Here is a 14,895-nt window from a genome sequence, read left to right as displayed (position 1 = left end):
GCCGAGCGCACGGCGGAGCTGGTGCGCGAGGCGGGGCGGCGGGTCGTGCTGGTGCCCGGGGACATCCGCGACGAGCAGCATTGCACGCACGTCATCGACACGGCCGTGGCCGAGCTCGGGGGCATCGACGTGCTGGTGAACAACGCCGCCTACCAGATGGCCCAGGAGGAAGGCCTGCTCGCCATCTCCACCGAACAGTTCGATCGGGTGCTGAAGACCAACTTGTACGCGATGTTCTGGCTGTGCAAGGCGGCCGTGCCGCACATGCCCCGGGGATCGGCGATCATCAACACCTCGTCGATCCAGGCGTTCCAGCCCTCACCGGAACTGCTGGACTACGCCACGACCAAGGCGGGCATCGCGAACTTCACCAAGGGACTCGCGCAGGACCTGGCCGAGAAGGGGATCCGGGTGAACTCGGTCGCGCCCGGTCCGGTGTGGACACCGCTGATCCCGGCCACCATGCCCGAGGAGAAGGTGGACTCCTTCGGCGAGCAGACCCCGATGGGCCGGGCCGGGCAGCCGGCCGAGCTCGCCCCGGCGTTCGTGTTCTTCGCTTCCCAGGAGTCCAGTTACGTCACCGGCGAAGTCCTGGGTGTCACGGGCGGACAGCCGTTGACCTGACCGGGTTCCCGGGGAAGGCGAACCGCTTCCGCTCGGCGAAGGGTGGGGGAGACCTGCGAGCGGAAGCGGTTGCTGCGTCGACCGGGCGTGATCACCACCAGTGCACGTTCGCTGTGCAGGGCGCGGGGCCCAGGACACCTTGCGGGTGGTTCCACTGACGGCTGGAGCACCGTAGGCCCGCGTCAGAGCCAATCCAGACGTTCGTCGGTAGGTTGTTTGTCGCTGAGTTCGACGGGTATCTGCGGGCGAGTAGGAGTCGAGTGAGCCATCCGGCCGAAGGAGAACCATGACCAGCGCAGGACGCCCGGCCGGCACCGTTCCCGGACAGCATGTTCCCACGAACGCGGCTCCGGCGGGTCCGCAAGCGAGAGACCTCGGTGCCGCGACTCCGGGACGCGCGGCCGGGGTGGAGACGAAACCGGCTTTCAAGACGACCGAGTTATTCGTTTTTCTGGCCGGTGTGGTCGCGATCGTGATCACGGCGGTAACGGTCGACGGTGACGCCAGCACCGGCGGTGATCCGTTCAATGCCGAACAAGCATTGCGCTACATCACTTTCCTCGCCATCGGCTACATGATCAGCCGAGGATTGGCTAAGGCCGGTGCTCGTCAGCGTGGAGACGACCGCCGCTGATCGATCCCGCGCCGCCGCCGGCCCGCTCTCTTGTTGAGGTGGATGGTCCGCGCTGCCCGAGAGTGGCAGTCATGTTTTCGGGTTGCGGCGGGGTTGCAGAATGCGTATTTCGTCGGAGCGGCGGTCGGCCCTTCCGTGAGCAGACCCTGATGGGCCGGCCGCCCGCGAAGGTCCGGCTTACCTCGGCAACTGAACGCTGAAAGACGATGCGGCGAAGAGGACGGGGTGGACGGTCAAGCGCTTCGATCGTTGCGTCGCGTGGTTCAGAAGCTGTCGCTGGGTGCTCGAGATGACGGTGCCGGCAGGCGGATAAACCTGAGGTTCGATCGGGTGAAAGTGGATATCCCCGGCTATGGGATTCTGCAGACGTCGCAGACCGTATGACCGGGCCGGCCGCTGGTACTACGACGACGACCGGCGAGGGTGGGGCCCGCCTCCCTACCGCCGGCGGCCGAGGGGTGGCTCCTGCGTACGCGACGCGTGTCTGCTCGACGCGGGTTGCTGCATCGGCGAAACCTGTGACAACAACTGCTTGTGGGTGATGGTCCTGTCGCTGCCGCACCTGCTGGTGGCGTCGGGCCCGGTCCTGCGTCGCGGCACCGGGCGCAAGCGCCCGGCCGACATGCTGGTCGCGGCGATCCGGGTGTACCAGCGCGAGGTCAGCGCACGGCGCCCTGCGTGCTGCCGCTTCTCGCCCAGCTGCTCGGCGTATGCGGTCGAGGCGCTGACCCACCACGGCGCCGCCCGCGGCGGCTGGCTCACCATCCGCCGGCTGACCCGCTGCCGACCCGGCGGCCCCCGCGGCTACGACCCAGTGCCCCGGTGACCGACCGCAGCGGCCGTCCGAAAAGCCCCGCTCACCCGACTTTTTGCCGGGCAAACCCTGGTCGTGCAGGGCCGCTGCGACACCAGCTCGGTAGATACCTCGCCGCGGACGATGTCTGTGCAAGGATTGATCGTGACGAACACCCCGTACGCTCTCGTACTGTGCGGTCGTGCCCGATTGACGGTGCACTCGGTCCCGGCGCGCACCCACACCGGTGATGCGGCCGCTGCTTCTCGCGACTGAGACAGGAGCGCGATGTCGCAGCGATCGGCGCCGCCGACGAACTCGCGACGCGGGCGATCCGGGCTACCCTCGCGGGAATTCGCCTCAAACTCGGCCCATCGTGACGATCCAGGAGGCGGTCTCATTCGCCCGCGATAACACGTTGTGGACCAGCAGTCTGAGCGTTCGGCGTCGCCCTGCTTACTGAGGGAAGCTACCAGGGGAGGGCGACGAGGCGGCGGGCAGACCCTGGCGCTGCTCAACGGGCGGTGTGGCGGTCGCTCAGGCGCGGGAACAACGCCAGGTGGTGTCCGGCGGCTGGAGGCTCTGCTGCCCGGATATGCAAGGCCAGCGGTTCCGACGTTGTGTGCTAAAACAACGTCGAGTAGCCGTCAGTCGCCGGGCCCTGACCGCAGGTAGCGTCGACCCCTGCTCGGATTCACGTCAATCACGCCAGGACGTTGGTGTCCGAGCCGGCGACCTTGCGCACGTCGCAGTCGAGCACGAGGTCGCCGGACGGGTGCCGGATGTTCTTGCGCTCCGAGCAGTGCACGGCCGCCCGGCCGGCCGCCCACTGCTCGTCGAACGCGGCGCTGGCGGCGCGGAGGTTCGTGACCAGGTCGAGAAGTTGCTCGTCGGCGGGGTGGTCGGCGCACGGCGGCGGTCGGGAGCAACGCCGGCCGCGCTCGGTTCCCACCGCGTCCGCCACGCGCGCAGCAGTGAGGCCAAGTTCTGCAGTTCGGTCACGTCGCCCAGTATCGCCGAGCGCCTGGTATTGGCAGTCCCGGCCATCAGCCGATCACTGGCCAGGGTGAGGGAGTAGCCGTCGACCTGCGTCGTGATGGATGCCGTCGGCGACGGGGTGGTGGCGCCACGTCATTGCCAGATGCGGTTCGGGATGCCGATCGGTGTGGTCGGTCCTCGAGAGTTCGGTCGTCCTGGGTGGCGCCGTAGAACTGGGTCTGCCGGAACATGAGCTCGCGCATTGTGGTTCTTCTCGGGACGCCGTACACGGTGCCCGGGAGGCTGGTGCAGGCAGAGCGGAGTATCCGCTCAGCGGACCACTTACTCGGAGATCCCGCGGGTCCGGGCGCCGTCGCGACCCTCGCCTGGACCCGCGGAATCTCTTGTTGATCGAGCGATGATCGGTCCTGGCGACGGACCCGCGAGAGCGGTTTACCGTCGGGGCTGAGTGGTGCTCCACGCGCTCGGCTGAGAACGGTTGAAACCTGACAGGGCGCACATGCCCCACACCTCCGAATTCCGGACCGGAACGTATTGCGTTGGAGCGCACTCCAGCTCGAGCTTCGGACGCAGGCGATACGCAACGCGATCGTGTGCTTCTGCAGAGCGTTGCAACGCGTTCCGGAGGCGCGTTCGCGCTGCTTCTTCTTCGCGTTGCCGGGCGTCATCCGAAGTCGGGAACGCCGGTGGCGGCTCGTCGTCTTCGACGTCTTCGTTGTCGCCGCGGTGGGTCAGCGTGTGTCGCCAGTGCCGGGCGGCCTCGGCCCGCTCAGCGGCACGCCGCCCGGCTTCCACCGCGGCCGCGCCAAGGGTCGTCCGGGACGTCCACGCTACCCATGTTCCCACCCTTCGGCTCAGGTGCCGAGCCTCGCTCTGGTCGCTCCAGGGATCCAGATTGAGGACTGCACAGTGCTGAGATCGGCGAGCGATCCGTGTTCGAGCCGGCGTTGAACTGCTCAAACCGGGTCCAGTAGCTCTGGGCTGTTGTGCCGCGGGTTGTTGACGGCGGTGCTGACCTCGTAGGGCTGCAGCCGAGGCTCGGGGATGTGGTCGAGGAGGTCGCGGACGTCGTCGGCGTCGTCAAGGCGTGGGTCGCGCCGGCGGTCGCGCAGCTTCGGCGGGATCAGAACGGGGGACCGGTCATGGACGTGACCGGCCGCGTCGTGGGCGGTGGTGGTGAGGATCGTGTAGGTCCACAGCCACTTGTCGGGGTGGTCGTCGGGCAGGTAGCGGTCGGGGCGGAGTTCGTAGAGCCCGGCGAATGCGAGCAGGTCGTCGTCCTGGTGCAGGAAGTACGGGATCTTCTTGCCATCGCGGAGGGCCCACTCGTAGTAGCCGTCTGCGGGTACGAGGCACCGTCGGCGGAGGGCGGCGGCCTTGAAGGCCGGCTTCTCGGTGATCGTCTCGCTGCGGGCGTTGATCAGCCGGCTCAGCTTCACTTCTTTGGCCCACGACGGGACGAGCCCCCACGTCAGCGTGCGCAGGTGCCGGACGGGTTCGGCGTCCGGCTCGCCGCGGGGGGTTCCTTCGAGCACGACCCGGGCTTGCTGGGTGGGGGCGACGTTCCAGGACGGCGGGAGGTCGTCGCCGTCGATCTCGCCGACGCCGAACGCGGCGGCGATGTCCTTGTCGCTGGTGGCCGAGGCGTAGCGACCGCACATCAGCCGGGAATGTTACGGGGGTCGTTGCCGTAGCTGTTGCGTTGGCCGATCTCGCCGTCCTTGTTGCGGATGATGTGCTCGACGTGCCGTTTTTGCGCCATCTGCTTGCCCTTGGCGGTGGCTTCGGCCTTGGTGGCGGCGGTGTTGGCGGCGCGGCGGCTGCCTTCGACCTTTGTTGACCTTCGAGTACCCGTCCGCGGTGTGCCAAAACAAGGTCTTCGCAGGTCAGCGCGATGGCAAAGGAGTTCGTTTCTCAGGCAGGTTGAGCAGCAGGTCTCCGTGGTCGTCGACGCGGTCGAGGACGTCGTCGGCGGTGAACACCAGCTGGGTGACGTGCCGGCATGCTTCGACTTCGTCCCAGGTGAGTGGGGTGGACACCGTGGGGTGGTCCCGTCCGCGCAGGGAGTACGGGGCGATGGTGGTTTTGGCGGGGTTGTTCTGGGACCAGTCGATGAATATGCGGTTGGTGCGCTGGTTCTTCGCCATCACGGCGGTGACCGAGTCGGGCGTTTCGCGGGCCAGCTGCTGCGCGAGCTTCTTCGCGTACGTGGATGGTGCCGTGGGGTCGTCGGTGTCGATCGCGGCGTAGAGCTGCATGCCCTTCGACCCGGACGTCTTCGGGAACGGGGTCAGCCCGTCGCCGAGCAGGACGTCGCGCAGCCGCTCGGCGACCCGGCAGCACTGCACGATCGACGTGCCGGGTCCGGGGTCGAGGTCGAACACCAGCAGATCCGGCGGTAGCCGCTGGCCGCCGGCGTCGACCCGCCACTGCGGGACGTGGAGTTCGAGGGCGGCCATGTTCGCGGCCCAGACCAGGGCGGCGAGTTCGTCGAGCAGGGCGTACTCGATTTCGTTTTCGCCGCGGCCGGAGCGGCTGCCGCTGCTGGGCAGCCGGACCGTGGGCAGCCAGCCGGGGGCGCCGTTGGGCACGTTCTTCTCGAAGAACTGCTGCCCGCCGACGCCGTCGGGGAACCGGATGAACGTCACCGGCCGGTCCGCGAGATGAGGCAGCAGGACTTCCGCGATGCGGGAGTAGTAGTTGATGACCTCGCCCTTGGTGAACCCATCCGGGTACAACGGCTTGTCCAGATTGGACAGTTTCAGGCGCCGACTCCCCGCCTGCACGGTGATCTTCGGTCCCACTGGCGGTGTCGGCGCGGCCTCGGCGGCGACGCGTTCGCGAGCGCGCGGGGCGAGGATGTCAGCGGGCTCGCGATCTTCGCGCAGGCCGCGCCAGGCGGTGTGGCGTAGCCGCCCGGCGCCGCGAGTGAACTGGCGGTAGACGACCTCACCGACCAGCTCCGGCCTGACCCAGTGCGCTCGGACGGTGTCCTCCCGCGGCGGGGTGACCGCGAAGGGATGCTTGCGCCGCTCGATCGCTTCGAGGCGGGTGAGCAGGCGGCCGCGTTCGGCCTCGGTGAAGCCGGTGCCGACATCGCCGATGTAGATCAGCTCGCCGGTGTCGGGGTCGTGGCCGCCGAGCAGCAGCCCGCCGAGGCTGCCGGAAAGGCGGCTCTGGCCCGGTCTCCAGCCGCAGATGATGACCTCGGTGGTCTGGATGAGGGCGTGCTTGCACCAGTAGTCCGGCCGCTTGCCCGGCACGTACGGCGCGCGCAGAAGCTTGGCGACGAGCCCTTCGTGTCCGGTGGCGGCGACGTGGTCGAGCAGATCCTGCGGAGTGCGGCGGTCGGCGGCCAGTTCGGTGAAGGTGAACTGCCGGACCACCGAGATCCGGAACGGGTCCGGCATTGCCAGCCCGGCGAGCAGGGCACGCCGTTCCTCGTACGGCTCGCGCAGCAGCGACGTGGTGCCGAGCTGGAGCAGGTCGAAGGCGAGGAACCGGACCGGGACGTCGTGGAACGGTTCGGTGCGGCGTGGGGAGCTGCGGTGGGTCTGGTAGCGGCCGCGGCGTTCCTGCAGCAGCCCGAAGTCGATCTGGCCCGCGTCGTTGTAGACGACGATCTCCCCGTCAAGCACCGCGGCCCGGCCGTGGAGGGCGGGAGCGAGGACGCCGGCGAGGTCGGCGAACTCGTGGGTGAAGTCGATCCCGTTGCGGCTGGTGAGCACGGTGGTGCCGTCGCCGGCGATCTGCATGCAGGCCCGGTAGCCGTCCAGCTTGTACTCATACGCCCACTCCGGGCCCTCGCGCAGCCGGCCGCCGTCGGCCTTGGCCAGCATCGGCTCGACCCAGCCCGGGACGCTGGAGGAGGCACGCGCAGCCATGGGCGGCCTCCCGGGGGTCGAGACATCATCGTCTGGTTTCGACGGTAACCCGGCTGGCCTAACCTCGCCGGGTTTGCGCTGGTCAACACCCTGATCGGTGACACCGCGTGCGGGGGCGAGCGCCCTGAGCTGCAGTCCGGCCACGGCGGGGTGAGCTTGAGCGACTCGGCTTGACAGCGGGCGGAACGTCTCGCAATATCCGAACAAGTGTTCGATGAGTTCGGGTTCGCTCGCGGCTTCCCTCGTTGGCGTCTCCGGTGCGTGTTCGTGGTGCTGGAGGTGCGTGGTGGCGGTGCCCGAGGCGGTGGCCGGGCTCGCGGCGATCCCCGGCGTCCGCACTGCGGCGCAGCTTGGCGACCCAGCCCCGGATTCCTCGACGTCGGCAGGTTCTTTGCCGGTGGCGCCGGCTCTCGCTGGCTGGTGCCAGACGGTCTGCGGCGCGGCAGCACGGTGGCGGTCCGCGGCTCGACCGCCTTGGTCCTGGCCTTGTTGGCCGAAGCGATGGGGGAAGGATCGTGGGCGGCGATCACCGGTATGCCCGAGGTCGGCCTGGTGGCGGCCGCCGAACTGGGCGTCGACCTCGACCGGCTCGCCCTCATCCCCGATCCCACCCCTCGAGCGCCGCGGCCGGCGCCCCCGCACGCGCATTTCCCCATGACGCCATTGTGTCGAGCCCGGCCGACTCGGACAAACAGCGGCGCGCAGCTGCAGCGATCATCACCCAGCGCGGCCTTCGGCCCGCCCGGCAGTCACCGCAGGCGATAGGCGGTTCGGGGTCGGTCATGGGGCCGCGGTGCAAGCCCGGTAGCCGAGGCTGCGGAAAAGCCCTCCGACGTTGCGCAGTTCAGTGATGGGTGCCCAACGGCAAGTCGTCGTCGAAGGGCGACCCAGCGCGTTCATCAACGACCAGGCCAGTCCGGCCGGGTGCGCCAACCGGCTGAAGTGCTGTCGCTCCGGCAGAGCAGGCAACGCGGTCGGCAGGTGAAAGTTCCGACGCCTCATCCTCAGGACCGGGTCCGGCGAACGGCCGGCTCACCGAGCGTGGTGGACCATTCCAGTTCAGCACGACGATCCGACAGGCCATCACGATGCTGCTCCTTGGCTGGCGACCCGGTTCTAGTGCACCGGGTCGGGAAGGTGGAACCGCTCAGTAGGCGGTGCGCCGCGTGGCCGTGGGCCGGGCGGACGGTGATTGCCTTACCGGTGCCGGCAATGGACTCCACAAAAGCCGACTGTTGCGCGACGGCGTTGTCATGGATCTCATTATGACCGGCCTCCGGGGGGCAGGGCATTGCGGGTGGGCGGCCGGTGACGCCGAAATCGCCAACGAGATGGCCGTCATGTCGTGTCGCACGAACATCGGCCGTCGGGCTCGGGCGTCAACCGACGGGTGTTGCGCTCTCGGATCAGGCGATCCCAGGGGAAAGTATCAGTCACCGGTCGGGCTGAATCAGTGGCGCACACGCTTGCCGGTTCGGCCTCGGGCACGCAGAGGTCGATCTGGCCTGGCAAGCGTTCCTGCGCCGGTTCGACATCGAGCACACCTTCGCATGCTGAAGCGAACCCTCGGCTGGACCACCCCGAAACTGCGCTCACCCGAGGCCGCCGACCGCTGGACCTGGCTGCTGCTCGCCGCCTACACCCAGCTCTGCCTTGCCCGTGACCTCACCACCGATCTGCGCCGCCCCTGGGAGAAACCCCGACCAGCTCAGCGGCTCAGCCCGGTACGGATCCGCCGGGGGTTTCGGAACCTGCGTCCACCGCTCGCCTGCCCGGCCCGTGTCCCGAAACCCTCCCGGCGCGGCCCGGGACGCTCCGCCGGACTGCCCAACCACCGGCCCGCGTCACGTCACGACGTCCACACCGTCAGCAGCTCGAACACCCAGAAACCCAAGCCTTGCAGGAAGACCAAGTCGAGTAACCCACGACCCCGTCGAACAGGTTAAAACTCAAGCTAGGCCCAGATGTGGCCGGCGGCGTCGGCGACACGCAGGATCAGCTGGTGCCGTGAAAGCCGTGCCGGCGCAGAAGGGCGGCGGATCATCGACCCCTGAGGACGATCGTGTTCTGAATGGGAACACCACGTACTTGGCCGGGGCACCGCTAATCCTCGATCCGCCGGTTCATGACCACCTTGTAGTCATGGCCGTAGTACACCTCGCCCGTGGTCCGGTTGTGGTAGAAGTGGATCTGGAAGTCGCCGTAGGGGCTGTGGTGGGTCCGCGTCGAGTACTTGGCCCACTGGGAGGGCCCGCCCGACCGGGCGAACACTTCCTTCACGTAGGGGTTGCCGATCACCTCGCCGGCCTGGACGGGGAACGCTTCTTCGACGGCTACCGCGGTCAGCTTGCCGTCGGGGGTGAACGGCTCGTAGCGCGAGTGGTGCCGGAACTCCTGAGCCATTTTCCCGGCGTCGGCCCCGGCGGGGATCGTGTTGCCGTAGATGTCCTTGCCCTGCTCCAGGAATTCTTTTTCCTGCTTCTCGTAGCGTTTCCCCTTGGCGGCCAGGACCTCCGCCAGAGTCGGCTCGCCACGTCGATCACCGGACCTGCCCGCCGCCCGCTCGACCGGCTTGCCGCCGCTGGTGTTCGCCGCCCGGTCGGCGGACTTCCGGCTGTGCGGTCGCTCGGTGGTCTCGCGGTTGCTCTTGTCCTGGTTCCGGTTGTCGGGTTTCCGGCTGCTGTGGGTGCGGTCGGTGGTCTTGCGGGTGCTCTTGTCCTGGTTCCGGTTGTCGGGTTTCCGGCTGCTGTGGGTGCGGTCGGTGGTCTTGCGGGTGCTCTTGTCCTGGTTCCGCTCGTCGGCTTCCTGGCCGCCCCGGGACCGGTCCGGGGACTTCCGGCCGCTCCTGCCCTCGGTCCGGTCGGCCGACTTCCCGCCTCCCTTCCCCGTCGTCCGGTCGGCGGTCGCGCGGGACGGCGCCGAGCCGCCCGCCCGTTGCGGGCCCGCCGAAGAGCCGCGCGGCAATGTCGGCGGCTCCGTCGGGGGAGTGGGGCGGACCGTCGCCCCCTTGCCGCCGGGTGGTTGCTCCGGGGCAGGCGGTTCCGAAGCAACCGGGCCACCACCGCTCTGCCCCTTGCCGCCGCCTGGCCCACCCGCCGGCGGCCCGGCTTTCTGCGGCCCGGCCGCCGGCGGAGTGCCCCGTGCGGGCGGCGGTGCGGCACCCCCCTTGCCCCCGCCGCTTCCGAAGAACGGCAGCCCGCCGCCGACGAATGGCCTCAGTACTTTGAGCGGCTTGTCTTCGAGTTCCGGCATGTCGTGGGAACCGGTCCCGCCGGTCATCTCCGCTTCGTCGCAGCTTTCCCCGCCCAACGTACAGAACTCGAAGTCGCCGTCGGGATCCCGTGAGGAGCCGGACGCGAGCCGCAGCTGCGGCCGGCCGCCCTTGTCGTCGTGCTTGACCGAGGTCGTGGACCGGCTCGGAGTGCCCTCCTTCGAGTTCCGGGCCGGGCGAGCGGTCTTCTCCTTCCGCTGCCGCGCCGACTCGGCCTGCTTCTTGTTCTCCGGTGACGCGTTCGCCCACCGGTCCTGCCGGGCGCTCCGTTCCCGCTGTTCGCCACGACCCGCTTGGCTGCTTTCGACTTTCCGGCGATCCGCCTTTGCCTTCTTGTCGGCGTTTTCCCGGCGGCGCTCCGCGGCGTTGGCGGACCCACTGGGTTTCTTCGACCCCTCCTTGGTCGCCTCCGCTTCCTTCTTCTCCGCCGTCTCGCGGCGCCGTTCGGCGGCCTTCTCCGAGCCGGCGGTCGCAGCCTGCCGTTTCTTCGCGGCGGTTTCCTGGCGGTGCTCCGCGGCGTTCGCGGAGCCGGTGTTCTGGTGTGCGCTCTGCTTCGCGGGAGGCGGCGAAGGCTGCCCGGCGGTGTTCTTCGGCTCCGCATGGGCCTCCCCGGCGCCGAGCACGCCGACCACCGCGGTCAGCACACCCCCGGAGACCGAGCAGAGGATGGCTTTCGTCAGATCCGGTTTCCTGGTCACCGCGCTCCCCGCTTTCGCCGTACCACCAGCAGAAGGTGGCTCACGCTAGCGTCGCCGATACACCGGGAATACAGCGAAGATACAGCCGGTACGGCCGAAGGTGTCCGCCACCGCGGGGCAGCCAGCAGCGCACGGCAGGAACCGGACAGGCGCCGTCGCGGCCGGGAACCGGCTGTTATCCATGGTGCATGCGCCGCGAACTCACCGCCCTCACCGTAGTTTTCCTGAGCCTGACCGGATGTGGCAGTGCCCCGGTGGCCCAGCCGCCGCCCGCGTCCACGACCCCTGTCACGCACACTCCGACAACCACCGCTACGCCCACCCCGACAACCACGGCCGCGCCCACGCCGCCGCCGACGTCCCGTTCCCGGAACCCGAACCCGCCCGCGCCGCCGAGCAACCGGATCCGCGACTGCTTCGACGGCGACTGCACGCTGCTGCTGGCCAAACCGGCGACCATTCCGCTGGACGCCGGGAAGTTCCACTACTCGTCCCTGCGGGTGACGGCGATCAGCGCGGATAGCCTCGCGATCAGCGTCCGCTACCGGCAAGGCGGCGGTGCCCAGTCCAGCATCGGCCCGGGTCTCGGCGGGGCGAGCTTCGGGTTCCGGGGCTCGCCGTCGATCGAGGTCGGCCTGACCCAGGTCGGCGGCAAGCCCGCGCTGGTGCTCCAGCCCGGAGCCGTCACGTGAGCCGGGCCGTCGCCACGGCGGTGCTCGCGTCCGCAGGAGTCCTCGGGCTGGTGGCCGGATGCGACGACGGTGCGCGGCCGGGCGCCGCCGCGCCGCCACCGTCGTCCATCCCGGCGTCGTCCTCCCCGGTGGTGTCCGCCCCGGCCGCCGCCGACAGCAGCGACTACTCCGCCTGCACCGACGGCAACTGCGAGGTGCGGGTGAGTGGCCCGGTCGACATCCCGCTGAGCGGGCAGGGCGGCCTGCACCGGATCTCCGTCACCGCCGTCACCGCGAACGGCATCGACTTCACCACCGGCGGTGGCGGCACCGGCACTCTGACGCGCGGGTGCGTGATCACCCTGTACGAGAACGGAAGCGGGTCCCGCTGCAGCAGCGGCGAACCGGAGCGGCCGCGACCGGTGGACGGCGTGCTCGCCCTGCAGCTCGCCGATCTGCGCGCCGGCACCGCGATCCTCCGGCTCGTCTCCGGCAAGGTCGGCCCGCCGCCCGCCTCGCTGCGCCCACCGACCTGGTCCTGGTGAAGGAGTTCACGTGACCGAGAACCCGCACGCCGACCGCGGCAACCGGGCCCGCCGTCGCGAAGAGCGCCGCGCCCGCCCGACCCCGCCGCCCGCCGCGGCACCGGCCCGGCCCGCCAACCTGAGCCGGGCCTTCGTGGTCTGGATGGTGCTCGGGGTGCTGACCGCGGTGGCGATCATCGGGATCATCATCGTCCTGGCGGCGGTCAACCTCCGCGCCGGCTACCGAGGCGCCCGCGTCGTGCTGACCGTCATCGGAGCGGGCAGCTTCCTGTCCCTCCCCGTCATCGTCGGCGGTGTGCTCTGGTCCGGCGGTTCCGGCGCCGTCGCCCTCATCCCGCTGGGCTTGTCGTCGGCCATGATCGCGGCGGTGGTCCTGATGTGGCGGCCGGACGTCACCGCCTGGTTCCGGGCGCGGAGACAGGAGACGGCGCCGCGTCAGGCCTCGACCAGGTAGCCGATCGTCGGTACTGTGCGGACCGGCTGTGGCTCGCCGAGCTTGCGCCGCAGGTTGCGGATCGCCACTTCGAGGGCGTTCGACGCCGGCGGGTCCGGCCACGCGCAGGCGATGAGGTCCTTGCGGGACACCGGTTTTCCCGCCTCGGACATCAGCCGCTCCAGCAGGTCGAACTCGGTGCGCGTCAGGCTCAGCAGCACCTGGCCGCGGCGGACCTCGCGTCGTCCGGTGTCGAGTTCGAGGTCGGCGCAGCGCAGGACCACCGGCTGCGGCAACGCGCTGCGGCGGCACAAGCTCCGGACCCTGGCCACCATCTCCTCGGCCAGGAACGGCTTTTCGAGGTAGTCGTCGCCGCCTCGGCTCAGCCCGGCCACCCGCTGGGCCGGATCGCCCAGCGCGGTCAGGAACAGCACCGGGACGGCCCAGCCCTCCCGTCGTTTCCGCTCGACGTACCCGAGTGCGTCGCCGCCCGGCAGCATGCGGTCGAAGACCGCGCAGTCGTAGGTGTTGACCCACAGCAGCTCGTCGGCGGCAGGCAGGTCGCCTGCCGGGTCGACGGCGAACCCCGCGCCGCGCAGCGACGTCGTGATCGCCAGCCGCAGATCGGCGTCGTCCTCGGTCACCAAGATCCGCACACCGCCACTAAACCAGCCTCAGCTCGCGCGTTCCAGCAGCCAGCCCCGATCGGCCGCCTTCACCCCCGCCTGGAAGCGGCTGCGGGCCCCGAGCTGGTTCATCAGCTCCGACACCATCCGGCGGACCGTGCGCACCGACAGGTCCAGCCGCGCCGCCACCGTGTCGTCCGTGCAGCCCTCCGAGAGCAGCGTCAGCAGTTCCCGCTGGCGCGCGGTGAGCCCGGCTTCGCTCGCCGAGCCGGCGGACCGGAACGGCGTCGCGCCGGACCAGAGGCGTTCGAACAGTTCGACGACCGTCGTGACCACGGCGGGCAGGTGCACGGCGGTGACCCCGGACTCCGGGCGGCGGCCCGGCAGCACGGCGACCGCCTGGTCGACGACCAGCGCGCTCGACGGCACCTGCGCGACGGTCCGCACGGCGGCGCCCGCCTGCACCAGCGCGGCCAGCCGCGTCGCCACCGCCGGGTTCAGCCTCGCCCGGTCCGGCACGAGGACCCGGTACCGCACGCCGCGGCGCAGGTTGTCGAGGTCGATCCGGCGCAGCGGCGCGATCGGGTCGGGAGCCCCGGGAGCGAGGACGGTCATCACGACGACCTCCGCGGTGGCCGCGGCGAGCGGGCCCGCGGCCCCGCCGGCGCGGTCGGCAGCCAGCACGACGGGGCGTTCGGTCAGCACCTGGCTCACGCGTTCACCTCGCTGACGCTCGGCGCGGCCTGAGCCGACGGCGCAGTGGTGAATGATTCGTTCGCAAGCTCACTCATGCCGGCACCCCGCCGAGCACGAGAGCCGGGGTCTCCGGCATGGTGACGCCGATCCGGTCGGCGAGCCGCACGGCGGTCTGGACCGCACGCACGGCCCCGACGAGGAGGTCCTGGATCTGCGCGAGGTCGGCGTCCGACGGCGGCCCGCCGAGCAGCACCGTGCGGTGCGCGCTCGCCAGCGCCGTCCCGGGCTCGACGCCGAGCTCCGCCCGCAGCACGGCCCGGGCACGGGCGAAGACTTCGAGCGCTTCGGCGCGGCGGCCGCCGTGGTGCAGGGCCAGGACCAGCCGGGCCCACGCGTCCTCCCGCAGCGGGTCCTCCTCGGCCAGCGCCCGCGCGAGGACGACGGCCTCGTCGTGCCGCCCGGCGGCGGTGTACACGTCGGCCAGCCGGCTGCGGAGGCGCTCGTGCAGCTGGTCGGCGGCCGCGACCGCGGGAACCGCCCAGTCGTGTTCGAGGCCCCCGTAGGGGCGGCCGCGCCACAGCCGCAGCGCGCCGGTCAGGCGCTCCGCCGCGGCCGCGGTATCCCCGGCGCGCACCGCTCGCTCGGCGGCGTCGAGCGCCAGCCGGGCCAGGTCGATGTCCGACTCGCCGGGCTCGAGCCGGATGCGGTAGGCACCCGCTGCGCTCTGGATCCGTGCTCCCGCCGAGGGGAGCGGCAGATCCCGGCGCAGCCGCCAGACGTAGGTCTTCAGGTTGCGTTCCGCCGACGGCGGCACGTCCTGTTCCTGCCACATCATCGTGATCAGCTGGTCTACGCTCACCCACGCGTTAGCGTGGACGAGCAGTGCCGAGAGGAGGGCGGCGGGCTTGCCGGCACCCACCCTGACCTCGGCCCCGCCCGGCCTGCGCACTTCGAGCGGCCCGAGCACCCCGAACGACACTGGACACCTCCTTCGATCGACTGAAGTCACGATGCCGGACCG

At 70.3% G+C, this 14,895-nt stretch carries 14 protein-coding genes and 1 pseudogene; 7 read left to right on the top strand and 8 right to left on the bottom strand.

The window, feature by feature from the left end:
- The 3 genes from DV20_RS13265 to yidD all read left to right on the top strand — a co-directional run.
- Positions 1–624 (top strand): SDR family oxidoreductase (locus DV20_RS13265; protein WP_043779885.1); only part of this gene is annotated, 624 nt, incomplete at its 5' end.
- Between the two features lie 286 nt (positions 625–910).
- A complete protein-coding gene (locus DV20_RS13260) occupies positions 911–1,258 on the top strand; it encodes a hypothetical protein (protein ID WP_043779883.1) in 348 nt (115 codons plus the stop codon).
- A 541-nt stretch (positions 1,259–1,799) separates the two neighbouring features.
- On the top strand, positions 1,800–2,084 hold the full coding sequence (gene yidD, locus DV20_RS46205; RefSeq protein ID WP_235190813.1) for a membrane protein insertion efficiency factor YidD: 285 nt from the start codon (positions 1,800–1,802) through the stop codon (positions 2,082–2,084).
- A gap of 670 nt (positions 2,085–2,754) precedes the next feature.
- Here the strand turns inward: yidD and DV20_RS13250 are convergent.
- From DV20_RS13250 to ligD, 4 genes are all read right to left on the bottom strand, one after another.
- The gene (locus DV20_RS13250) at positions 2,755–3,015 is read right to left on the bottom strand and encodes an MmyB family transcriptional regulator (RefSeq protein WP_043779881.1); all 261 of its coding nucleotides are present in this window, start codon (positions 3,013–3,015) and stop codon (positions 2,755–2,757) included.
- A 991-nt stretch (positions 3,016–4,006) separates the two neighbouring features.
- A complete protein-coding gene (locus DV20_RS13245; protein ID WP_043779879.1) occupies positions 4,007–4,711 on the bottom strand; it encodes an SOS response-associated peptidase in 705 nt (234 codons plus the stop codon).
- Entirely contained in the window at positions 4,711–4,935 is a 225-nt protein-coding gene (locus DV20_RS43095; protein ID WP_051735969.1) for a DUF2188 domain-containing protein, read from the bottom strand. The genes DV20_RS13245 and DV20_RS43095 overlap by 1 nt, the downstream gene beginning before the upstream one ends.
- 1 nt (position 4,936) lies before the next feature.
- The gene (gene ligD, locus DV20_RS43970; RefSeq protein WP_084093458.1) at positions 4,937–6,934 is read right to left on the bottom strand and encodes a DNA ligase D; all 1,998 of its coding nucleotides are present in this window, start codon (positions 6,932–6,934) and stop codon (positions 4,937–4,939) included.
- A gap of 286 nt (positions 6,935–7,220) precedes the next feature.
- Here ligD and DV20_RS46550 point away from each other — a divergent pair.
- A pseudogene (locus DV20_RS46550) lies at positions 7,221–7,543 on the top strand (hypothetical protein); the annotation flags it as partial.
- 1,494 nt (positions 7,544–9,037) lie between these two features.
- On the opposite strand, the gene DV20_RS13230 reads toward DV20_RS46550, so the two are convergent.
- Entirely contained in the window at positions 9,038–10,903 is a 1,866-nt protein-coding gene (locus tag DV20_RS13230) for a hypothetical protein (RefSeq protein WP_152603710.1), read from the bottom strand.
- A gap of 188 nt (positions 10,904–11,091) precedes the next feature.
- Between DV20_RS13230 and DV20_RS13225 the strand changes: the two genes are divergently transcribed.
- Genes DV20_RS13225 through DV20_RS13215 form a run of 3 tightly spaced genes read left to right on the top strand, consistent with a single transcriptional unit; the run spans position 11,092 to position 12,573 of the window.
- Positions 11,092–11,595 carry a hypothetical protein gene (locus tag DV20_RS13225; protein WP_152603709.1) on the top strand — a complete coding sequence of 168 codons (504 nt, stop codon included), beginning with the start codon at positions 11,092–11,094 and terminating at the stop codon, positions 11,593–11,595.
- Entirely contained in the window at positions 11,592–12,119 is a 528-nt protein-coding gene (locus DV20_RS13220; RefSeq protein WP_200876413.1) for a hypothetical protein, read from the top strand. The genes DV20_RS13225 and DV20_RS13220 overlap by 4 nt, the downstream gene beginning before the upstream one ends.
- A 10-nt stretch (positions 12,120–12,129) precedes the next feature.
- Complete coding sequence (locus tag DV20_RS13215) at positions 12,130–12,573, top strand: hypothetical protein (RefSeq protein ID WP_043779871.1); 444 nt, start codon at positions 12,130–12,132, stop codon at positions 12,571–12,573.
- Here the strand turns inward: DV20_RS13215 and DV20_RS13210 are convergent.
- The 3 genes from DV20_RS13210 to DV20_RS13200 all read right to left on the bottom strand — a co-directional run bounded on the left by DV20_RS13210 (position 12,555) and on the right by DV20_RS13200 (position 14,853).
- Positions 12,555–13,208 carry a response regulator transcription factor gene (locus tag DV20_RS13210; RefSeq protein WP_043779869.1) on the bottom strand — a complete coding sequence of 218 codons (654 nt, stop codon included), beginning with the start codon at positions 13,206–13,208 and terminating at the stop codon, positions 12,555–12,557. The two genes, DV20_RS13215 and DV20_RS13210, sit on opposite strands and share 19 nt — an antisense overlap.
- An 18-nt stretch (positions 13,209–13,226) precedes the next feature.
- Positions 13,227–13,892 (bottom strand): response regulator transcription factor, encoded by a 666-nt coding sequence (locus DV20_RS13205; RefSeq protein WP_043779868.1) that lies wholly within the window; start codon positions 13,890–13,892, stop codon positions 13,227–13,229.
- 73 nt (positions 13,893–13,965) lie between these two features.
- Positions 13,966–14,853 (bottom strand): AfsR/SARP family transcriptional regulator, encoded by an 888-nt coding sequence (locus DV20_RS13200; protein ID WP_051735968.1) that lies wholly within the window; start codon positions 14,851–14,853, stop codon positions 13,966–13,968.
- Positions 14,854–14,895 lie beyond the last annotated feature (42 nt).

The sequence above is a fragment of the Amycolatopsis rifamycinica genome (assembly GCF_000695625.1).
Taxonomy (GTDB): domain Bacteria; phylum Actinomycetota; class Actinomycetes; order Mycobacteriales; family Pseudonocardiaceae; genus Amycolatopsis; species Amycolatopsis rifamycinica.
The sequence above is the reverse complement of the archived record's forward strand: the minus strand, read 5'-3'. Positions and strand labels throughout refer to the sequence as shown.